The 8,538-nt window shown below is 31.8% G+C and carries 8 protein-coding genes; 6 read left to right on the forward strand and 2 right to left on the reverse strand.

Features of this window, described 5'->3' with window-relative positions:
* The first annotated feature begins 31 nt into the window (after positions 1–31).
* Genes ccoN through ACIQ11_RS06810 form a run of 6 tightly spaced genes read left to right on the forward strand, consistent with a single transcriptional unit; the run spans position 32 to position 6,015 of the window.
* Complete coding sequence (gene ccoN, locus ACIQ11_RS06785) at positions 32–2,209, forward strand: cytochrome-c oxidase, cbb3-type subunit I (RefSeq protein WP_396153928.1); 2,178 nt, start codon at positions 32–34, stop codon at positions 2,207–2,209.
* Between the two features lie 5 nt (positions 2,210–2,214).
* Positions 2,215–2,385 (forward strand): CcoQ/FixQ family Cbb3-type cytochrome c oxidase assembly chaperone, encoded by a 171-nt coding sequence (locus ACIQ11_RS06790; protein WP_291241851.1) that lies wholly within the window; start codon positions 2,215–2,217, stop codon positions 2,383–2,385.
* Positions 2,386–2,397: 12 nt separating this feature from the next.
* Positions 2,398–3,336 carry a cbb3-type cytochrome c oxidase N-terminal domain-containing protein gene (locus ACIQ11_RS06795; protein WP_396153929.1) on the forward strand — a complete coding sequence of 313 codons (939 nt, stop codon included), beginning with the start codon at positions 2,398–2,400 and terminating at the stop codon, positions 3,334–3,336.
* Positions 3,337–3,396: 60 nt separating this feature from the next.
* Complete coding sequence (gene ccoG / locus ACIQ11_RS06800) at positions 3,397–4,818, forward strand: cytochrome c oxidase accessory protein CcoG (protein ID WP_396153930.1); 1,422 nt, start codon at positions 3,397–3,399, stop codon at positions 4,816–4,818.
* A gap of 24 nt (positions 4,819–4,842) precedes the next feature.
* The gene (locus tag ACIQ11_RS06805) at positions 4,843–5,289 is read left to right on the forward strand and encodes a FixH family protein (RefSeq protein WP_396153931.1); all 447 of its coding nucleotides are present in this window, start codon (positions 4,843–4,845) and stop codon (positions 5,287–5,289) included.
* A 24-nt stretch (positions 5,290–5,313) separates the two neighbouring features.
* Positions 5,314–6,015: a sulfite exporter TauE/SafE family protein gene (locus tag ACIQ11_RS06810; RefSeq protein ID WP_396153932.1), complete on the forward strand. Its 702-nt coding sequence runs from the start codon at positions 5,314–5,316 to the stop codon at positions 6,013–6,015.
* A gap of 2 nt (positions 6,016–6,017) precedes the next feature.
* Here the strand turns inward: ACIQ11_RS06810 and hemN are convergent, their stop codons facing one another.
* Positions 6,018–7,379, reverse strand: coding sequence for an oxygen-independent coproporphyrinogen III oxidase (gene hemN, locus ACIQ11_RS06815; protein ID WP_396153933.1), 1,362 nt, complete (start codon positions 7,377–7,379; stop codon positions 6,018–6,020).
* A gap of 111 nt (positions 7,380–7,490) precedes the next feature.
* A complete protein-coding gene (locus ACIQ11_RS06820; protein WP_396153934.1) occupies positions 7,491–8,306 on the reverse strand; it encodes a purine-nucleoside phosphorylase in 816 nt (271 codons plus the stop codon).
* Positions 8,307–8,538: the final 232 nt, after the last annotated feature.

Below are 8,538 nucleotides of genomic sequence, written 5' to 3' on the forward strand. Positions count from 1 at the left end.
AAAAAAAACTAAAACTAAATAAACATTAATTATGGAAATGCAACAATTTCGTTATGATAATAAAATCGTTCGTAATTTTATTTATGCATCGCTACTTTTTGGAGTAGTCGGAATGTCAGTAGGACTACTTGTGGCTTTATTTTATCTTTTTCCAAATTTAACAGACGGTATTCCGTGGTTAAGTTATGGTAGATTAAGACCTTTACATACCAATGCAGTAATTTTTGCGTTTGTTGGTAATGCCGTTTTTGCAGGAGTATATTACTCTTTACAACGTTTACTAAAAGCCAGAATGTATAGCGATTTTTTAAGTCAGGTTAACTTTTGGGGTTGGCAACTTATTATTTTAGGTGCGGCGATCACTTTACCAATGGGAATTACTACTTCAAAAGAATATGCCGAATTAGAATGGCCTTTTGATATTGCTATTGCTTTAGTATGGGTAGCATTTGGTATTAATATGATTGGAACTATTGTTAAGCGTAGAGAACGTCATATTTATGTTGCTATTTGGTTTTACATCGCCACTTTTGTTGCAGTTGCCTTATTACACATTGTAAATAGTATTGCAATACCAGTTTCATTAACTAAAAGTTATTCAGTATATGCGGGCGTTCAAGATGCATTAGTGCAATGGTGGTATGGTCATAATGCAGTAGCTTTTTTCTTAACGACACCATTTTTAGGATTAATGTATTATTATTTACCTAAAGCGGCTAACAGACCGGTATATTCATACAGATTATCAATTATCCACTTTTGGTCTTTAATTTTCTTATACATTTGGGCAGGTCCGCACCATTTATTATATTCTACATTGCCAGATTGGGCACAAAATTTAGGTGTGGTATTTTCAATTATGCTGATTGCTCCATCTTGGGGAGGTATGATTAATGGGTTACTTACATTAAGAGGTGCTTGGGATAAAGTTAGAACCGACGCGGTTTTAAAATTCTTCGTAGTAGGAGTTACAGGTTACGGAATGGCTACTTTTGAAGGACCAATGTTATCGCTTAAAAATGTAAATGCGATTGCACACTTTACAGATTGGATTGTTGCTCACGTTCACGTTGGCGCATTAGCTTGGAATGGTTTTATGACATTTGGTATGATTTATTGGATAATTCCAAGAATTACTAAAACAAAACTATATTCAGAAAAATTAGCCAATTTTCATTTTTGGATTGGTACATTAGGTATCATTTTATACGCATTACCAATGTATGTTGCTGGTTTTGTACAGTCATTAATGTGGAAACAGTTTAATGAAGATGGCACTTTAATGTACGGTCAGTTTATGGATACCGTTATTGAAATTATGCCAATGTATGCTATGCGTGCCATCGGTGGTGTGTTATATTTAGCAGGTGTTTTAGTTGGAGTTTACAACGTAATTAAAACAGTAAAAGCAGGTTCAGCTGTTACAGATGAAGAAGCAGAAGCAGTTGCGCTACCAGTAATCGCATCAAGCAGATTGAGAAATGAAAAATTACACGCTTGGTTAGAGCGTAAACCCGTTCAATTTACAATTCTTACAGTTCTTGCCGTTTCAATTGGAGGATTAATTCAAATTGTACCTATGTTAATTGTAAAATCTAACATAGCAACGATTACAAGTGTAAAACCATACACACCATTAGAATTAGAAGGTAGGGATTTATATATCAGAGAAGGTTGTAACAATTGCCACTCTCAACTGGTTCGCCCATTTAGAAGCGAAGTAAAACGTTACGGTGAATATTCTAAATCAGGAGAATATGTGTATGATCATCCTTTTTTATGGGGTTCAAAACGAACAGGTCCAGATTTAATGCGAGTAGGTGGAAAATACCCACACAGTTGGCACTTTAGCCATATGTGGAATCCACAAGCAACCACAACAGGCTCTATAATGCCAGCGTATAAATGGATGTTTGATAACAAGAAAATGAAACACGACGACATTCAGAAGAAAATGAGTGTTATGAAAACGTTAGGTGTTCCTTATACGGATGCTGAAATAGCAAATGCTTTTGTTAGTATTGAAAAACAAGCTACTGAAATTGAAAAAGGGTTAGAAACCGATCCAAATTTCTCTAAATCGTATGCCGCAAGTAAAGAAAAAGCAAAAATTACAGGTGAAACTTTCGTACAAATGAAAGATAGAGAAATTGTAGCTTTAATTGCTTATTTACAACGTTTAGGAACAGATATTAAAGTAAAAAAATAAGGACTATGTTGAAATTTGTAAAACACAACTTAGAAGGAATTAATGGAGTAGAAATTTATCCAATAATATCGTTAGTAATTTTCTTTATCATATTTATTTCCTACTTAGTGTACGCTTTGTCTTATAGTAAAGAACAAGTGAAAATTATGAGTGAATTACCTTTTAACGAGAAATAAAACAACAAGATTATGAGAAAATATATTCCAGTTTACATTAGGTTTCCGTTTTTTTACCTAATTGTTTTTGCCTTATCAGAATATTTTATTGATTCTGGAGACCGTCCAGCTTTTGTAAAATATCCAATAGTGCCATTAATGCACGTATTATTAATTTTCATTTTTATAGTAATAGAAGTTATACTGAATGCCGTTGACAATGTGTCGTATCAATTATTATCAGAAGAAGCTAAAGTGCAATTTGATATTGATAAAGCTAAACCATTTACACAATCCGAGTTGTATAAAAAATGGATGTTTAAAATTTCGGCTTTAAAACCAATTGAAGATGAGAAAGACATTCAATTAGATCACGATTATGATGGAATTAAAGAATTAGATAACGGTTTGCCACCTTGGTTTACTGGCTTGTTTTATGCTACTATTGTGTTTGCGTTGGTATATTTATTTCGTTTTCATATAGTTGGAGATTACACACAAGATCAAGAATATGTAATGGACAATACTTTAGCTGAAAAGCAAGTAGAAGAATATAATAAAACCGCTCCAGATTTAATGAATAAAGAAAAAGTTACTTTACTTACGGAGCCAGCTGCAGTTGCAGAGGGAAAAGCAATTTTCACAACCAATTGTGTGCTTTGTCATAAAGCTGATGGAGGTGGAGCCATTGGTCCTAATTTAACAGATAAAAACTGGATTTTAGGAGGTGGAATTAAAAATTTATTTAAAACAATTACCGAAGGTGGTCGTCCAGGAAAAGGAATGGTAGCTTGGAAAGAAAGTTTAAAACCTACAGAAATTCAAAAAGTGGCAAGTTACGTTTTATCGCTTCAAGGGACTAAGCCAGCCGTTGGAAAAGCACCAGAAGGTGACGTGTGGTATGAAGATGGAGCCGCAAAATCAAACACTGCCGAGTTGATTGTAACCGATACTATTGCAAAAAAACAATAACAGTTTGGATTCATTAGTGTGCCCAAATTTGTTTCAGCCGAATGCTAAATACAAATATAAATGTCAAATATTGAAGACGATAGTTTCCGTGATTCCATTGGAACTATAAACGAAAAAGGAAAGAGAAAATTTATTTTTCCAAAGAAACCACAAGGAAAATATTACGATAGAAGAAAGGTACTAAGTTATGTATTATTAACGTTTTTACTTTCAAGTCCGTTTATTAAAATAAATGGCAATCAGTTCTTATTATTTAATGTATTAGATCGCCGATTCAATATTTTTGGAATGCCTTTTTGGCCTCAAGATTTTTACTTGGTCGTAATTTTAATGATTACAGGTGTAGTTGGATTAACGTTGTTTACAGTTGCTTTTGGTCGAATATTTTGTGGTTGGTTTTGTCCGCAAACTATTTTTATGGAAATGGTTTTCAGACGAATTGAATATTGGATAGATGGCGACAGAGGTGCTCAAATAAAATTAGAAAATCAAGAATGGAACGCAGAAAAAATTAGAAAACGCGTACTAAAATGGTTTGTGTTTTTGATTATTTCTTTTGGTATTGCCAATGTGTTTTTAGCATATTTAGTTGGAAGCGATACACTTGAAGCGATGATTGTTGAAGGGCCACTAAGTAATGTAAAAACATTAGTAGTATTATCCATTTTTACAGGAATTTTTTATTTTGTTTTTACTTGGTTTAGAGAACAAGTTTGTATTATAGCCTGTCCTTACGGAAGGTTGCAGGGTGTTCTTTTAGACAATAAATCCATTGTTGTAGCTTACGATTATGTTCGTGGTGAAAGTGAAAATGGAAGAGCTAAATTTAAGAAAAATGAAGACCGAAAAGAACAAAAAATTGGTGATTGTATTGATTGTCATCAATGTGTAAATGTTTGTCCTACTGGAATTGATATTCGTCACGGTACACAATTAGAATGTACCAATTGTACGGCTTGTATGGACGAATGTGATTTGATGATGGAGAATGTGAATTTGCCTAAAGGATTAATTCGTTATGCAAGTGAAGTAGAAATTTCAAAAAAGGAAAAATTCCAATTAACCACAAGGATGAAAGGATATATTGCTGTTTTAGTAATATTAACGACCGTGATGGTGTCAATGATTTTATTGCGAACAGAAGTTGATACGAAAATTTTAAGATTATCAGGTCAGTTGTACGAAGAAAAAGGAAAAAACATTAGTAATGTATATACGTACAGAATCATCAATAAAACGAATGATAATTTAAAAAATATTACTTTTAAGTTGATTCATCCCAAACAAGGAACATTAAAATTAGTTGGGAATGAAACGTTGCACGTTGAGAAAGCTAATGCTGCAACAGGAACTTTATTTGTTGAAGTTCCATTGGTGTTATTGGAAACCGATAATACAAAAATTAATATTGAAGTACATCAAGGAAATAAAGTTATAGAAACTATTACCACTAATTTCTTAGGTCCAAGAACATTTAATTAAAAATATAAATAAAATAAAACAATTATGAAATTTAACTGGGGAACAGGTGTAGTTATAGGCTTTGGAAGCTTTATGACGTTTATATTATTTTTTGTGTTTTTGGTGCAATCAAATTCAAAATATGATAATGAATTAGTAGCTGATGATTACTATAAACAAGAAAGTAAAGTGCAAAGCGACATTGAAAGTCAAAATCTTTCTAACGCCTTAAAAACAAAATTAAAAGTAGTAAAAACTTCAGAAGGCATTCAAGTATATTTTCCTGAAGATATTGATTATAAAAAAATAAAAGGAACTATTTCCCTATACAGACCGTCAAATCAAAAGTTGGATTTTGAAATGAAAATTTCTTTATCAAGTCCAATAATGCTCATACCTAATCATAAATTGATTGGCGGTCTTTGGGAAATATCTATAAATTGGAATGTAGATGAGGTTGCTTATTTAAATAAGGAAACGGTTTATTTTTAATTTACGATTTGAATTATAAAAAAAATGCTTTATTCTGCGCTAATATTTGGGTTTATAAGTAGTTTGCACTGTGTTGGTATGTGTGGGCCAATTGCTATGATGCTCCCAATAGATCAAAATAATTCATTTAAAAAATGGAGCCAAATTGCTACCTATCAACTCGGTAGAGTAGTGGCTTATGCTTCTTTAGGTTTGCTATTTGGTGTTTTAGGTACTGGTTTTTTCTTTGCAGGATTTCAACAACAATTATCTATTTTAGTGGGTGTTTTAATGATTTTAATTGCCATTATTCCTGAAAAAAAATTAGCCCAGTATAATTTTTCAAAACCCATATACAAACTAATTTCTACTGTTAAAACGCAATTAGGACTACAATTTAAAAACAAAAGTTATAAATCGTTATTTTTAATTGGACTTTTTAATGGGTATTTACCTTGCGGAATGGTATATGTTGCTCTGTTTGGCGCTATGGCTATGAATCACATTTTTTTAGGAAGTTTCTATATGATTTTATTTGGATTAGGCACCATTCCATTAATGACTGTTGTAGTTAATTTATTTAAAAGTACTTCGTTTACTTTTTATACTAAATTTCAAAAAGCCATTCCGATAGTAATTATTTTTATTGGGATATTATTTATTGTAAGAGGTTTTGGATTAAATATCCCATACGTTTCTCCAAGTTCAATGAATTTACATATTCAGTCAGAAGTAAATTGCCATTAATTTTAAACCGTCATTGAAAATAATTCTGTTTGTGGCTCCGCTCTTTTTAATCTTAAATCGAAAGCCATACAAATATTTCTCACAAATGCTTTTCCTAAATCAGTAACAATTAGTTTTTTGTTTTCTATATATAGTAATCCATCTAACTGCATTTCGTGAAGTGAATCTAAAACGTCATAAATTTCTGTAAAATAAGTAGATTCATCTTCCCAATTGGTTTCAAAATGGCACATTAAGTTTAATATATGCTGACGAATTACTACATCTTCGGAAGTTAAATGATGCCCTCTAAATACAGGTAGATTATTGCTATTAATTTTTTGATAATACGTTTCTAACGATTTTTCATTTTGTGCAAAACTATTCCAACTATCACTAATTGATGACACACCTAATCCAATCATTAGTTCCGTTTTCGAAGCGGTATATCCCATAAAATTTCGATGTAGTGTTTTGTTTTTAAATGCCAAATACATTTCGTCAGTAAGTAAAGTAAAATGATCCATACCGATTTCAACGTAACCCATTTCAAGTAACATTTTCTTACCTAACTCATATAATTGTCTTTTCGTATCATTTTGCGGAATGTCTTCATCTTGAAATCCACGTTGCCCATTTCCTTTTAACCAAGGCACGTGCGCATAACTATAAAATGAAATTCTATCTGGCAAAAGCGATTTTGTTTTTAATATTGTGTCTTCAATATCCTGAAGTGTTTGAAAAGGTAATCCGTAAATTAAATCGTGACCTATAGAAGTATAACCTATTTCTTTTGCTAACAAAGTTACTTTCGATACATTATGAAAAGATTGTACTCTATGAATTGCTGCTTGAACTTTTGGGCTATAATCTTGTACGCCAAAACTGACTCTTCGGAAACCTAAATTATACAAAGTTTGCAAATGTTCTTTTGTAGTATTGTTGGGATGTCCTTCAAAACTAAAAATATAGCTTTCTGCTTTGTTTGCTGTTTCAAATATGCCTTCAAGTAATAAAGTTAAATTTTCTGTAGAAAAAAAAGTTGGCGTTCCGCCTCCCAAATGAATCTCTTTTATATTGGGTTTTCTTGAAAATAAATTGCAATACAAGCGCCATTCTTTTATTACGGCTTGTATATAAGGCAATTCTACTTCGTGACGTTTAGTAATTCGTTTGTTACAACCACAAAAAGTACATAAACTTTCACAAAAAGGCAAATGAATATATAGGCTAATACCTTCTTTTTGATTAGAAATTTTAAACGTTTCTGTTAGATTTTGAATCCATTTTTTTTCTAAAAACGCTTCTTCTTCCCAAAATGGAACTGTTGGATAACTGGTATATCTGGGACCAGGCACATTATATTTTTGTATCAATGACGACATAACTTTATGAATTTATCACAAAATTATGGGTATTCACGCTAAATATTTATGATAAATATCATACGAAGAACGTAATGTTAATTTGAAATAAAAATAGATTTAGAAATCCAATTACGTGTAAGAACAAATTAATTCTTTAATTAACGTTCTAATTTGAGGTTCGGCATTTTTGGCTGCTTTTAGTACTTCTTCGTGTGATACACTTTCCATATTTTCTTCATTTCCCATATCGGTAATAACTGAAATCCCAAACGTTTCCATATCCATATGTCGTGCAACGATTACTTCAGGAACAGTGCTCATTCCTACGCAATCGCCACCAATGTTTTTTATCATTTTATATTCGGAAAGGGTTTCATACGTTGGACCTTGTAGTGCAACGTATACACCTTCTTCTACTTGAATGTTTTTTTCATTAGCAATTTCCTTAACTTTTGCAATCATATGGTGGCTGTATGGTTCACTCATATTTACAAATCTTGGTCCTAATCTGTCATCGTTTATTCCTCGTAAAGGATGTTCAGGCAACATATTAATATGATTTGTAATAAAAACAATTGAGCCTACTTTAAATTTTGAATTTACGCCTCCGGAAGCATTAGAAACAATTAATTTAGAAACTCCCAAATATTTCATTACCCGAATTGGAAATGTAACTTCTTTCATCGTATGTCCTTCGTAATAATGAAAACGGCCTTGCATTGCGATTACTTTCTTAGTTCCAATAGTTCCAAAAAGTAAAGCACCTTTATGGCCAGCAACAGTTGAGGTTGGAAAATTTGGTATCTCCGAATAAGGTATGGTGAATTCAATAGCAATATCTTCGGCAAAACCCCCTAAGCCAGATCCTAAAACTACTCCGTATTCTGGTGTGAAATTTGTTTTTGCTTTGATGAATTCACACGTTTCGTATATTTGATTTAACATATTTTGAAGTATTTAGTTACTCAAATATACGAAAATTATAGTGTTTTTTATTAAAAAGTCTACGCGATTTTGTAGGAATCATTCTACAAAAAAGTTTCATTTAATATATTTATATTTGACAAATGTTTTTGCACCCAAATTGCATATTATAAAATCTCCCCAATTTTATAATAAAAACAGAAACATTTATGTTAGATTTTTTCAGCATAGTTTTGTTAAAAGACTTCAGGGT

The sequence above is a fragment of the Flavobacterium sp. genome (genome assembly GCF_044361065.1).
Classification (GTDB): domain Bacteria; phylum Bacteroidota; class Bacteroidia; order Flavobacteriales; family Flavobacteriaceae; genus Flavobacterium.